We start from the raw sequence: 1128 nt of genomic DNA on the forward strand, positions 1-1128 counted from the left end.
AGCTCTGTCGTGCGGGCAACTTAGTATCAAGTTTGAAGTGCGACACTTTCTACAGGTGGGCATGAATATACTCCATTGGCATTCTATACCCAAGCCTTTTGCGTGGGCGCATGTTTAATTTATGTGCAATTTCATTACAAAGCTTCTGTGTCACATGTGACATAGAAGTTCGCTTTGGTAAGTATTGTCGTATCAATCCATTAGTGTTTTCATTGGTTCCTCTTTCCCACGAATGATATGGGTTTGCAAAGTAAAACAAACAGTTATGGTGTTTTTCTAGTTGGGCGTAGCTGTGAAATTCAGTGCCATTATCTGCTGTAATTGTCTTAAATGGTAAATCTGAGCGCGTCATTATTTTACTCATTCTAACGTTGAGTGATTCGCTCGTTCTGTCGTCCATTTGCCCAATAAAAGTGTAGCCAGTCATTCTATCGACCAAAGTGACAATACAGTGCTTGGTGCCCCGGCCAACGACCGTATCAATTTCCCAGTGACCAGGTTCTTTTCTGTGTTCAGCAGCTTTCGATCTTTCGGTGATATGACGCTTGTTAGCTAGGCGTCCTCGACTGTCTTTTGAGTTGTATCTCTTACGCCTTTTCTTGGTGGATTGTCGCAAGTGTTTCCATAGCGTGCCACCATGAGCTTTGTCATTCCAAACGTGCTGATAAATGAGCTCATGGCTCATTGTTGGGTAGCCTCTAACTTTAAGGTGTCCAACAATTTGGTCAGGGCTCCAGTCCAGTCGTAGCAAGGCTTCTGGGAGTTTGAAGTCGAGCTCATCATAGCGTTTGTTTCTACGCGAACGACTGAGTCGGTTGCGTGCCATTTGCTGCGCTCTCCAAGCTTGGTAAGAGTACCTGTCAAAGTACCGGTCGTATCGAGAGTTGCGTTCAATTTCTCGATAGATAGTCGCTTTGTGACGACCCAGTTGTTTAGCTATTTTAGCGGTACTAATTCCTTGCTTTCTAAGCGCAGAAATCATATACCTTTCATTCTCAGTGAGGTGCGAATATTTCATGTTTTTTACTTCTTGGCGGGAGCAGACTTCATGATTATCGCACCTTACTGTTTTTATGTTCAGAGGTGTCGCACTTCGTACTTGAATCCAAGCAATATAACAAACAATTT

The 1128-nt window shown here is 43.4% G+C and carries 1 protein-coding gene; it reads right to left on the reverse strand.

Annotation, left to right across the window (positions count from 1 at the left end):
• Positions 1–49 precede the first annotated feature (49 nt).
• Positions 50–1018 (reverse strand): IS30 family transposase, encoded by a 969-nt coding sequence (locus FCV43_RS00015; RefSeq protein WP_136993653.1) that lies wholly within the window; start codon positions 1016–1018, stop codon positions 50–52.
• Positions 1019–1128: the final 110 nt, after the last annotated feature.

The sequence above is a fragment of the Vibrio genomosp. F6 genome (assembly GCF_005146325.1).
In the GTDB taxonomy this organism is placed as follows: domain Bacteria; phylum Pseudomonadota; class Gammaproteobacteria; order Enterobacterales; family Vibrionaceae; genus Vibrio; species Vibrio cortegadensis.

Bases quoted from the DNA above. Each gene is read 5' to 3' on its own strand.
- FCV43_RS00015 (WP_136993653.1), bottom strand. From the start codon at position 1,018: ATGAAATATTCGCACCTCACTGAGAATGAAAGGTATATGATTTCTGCG.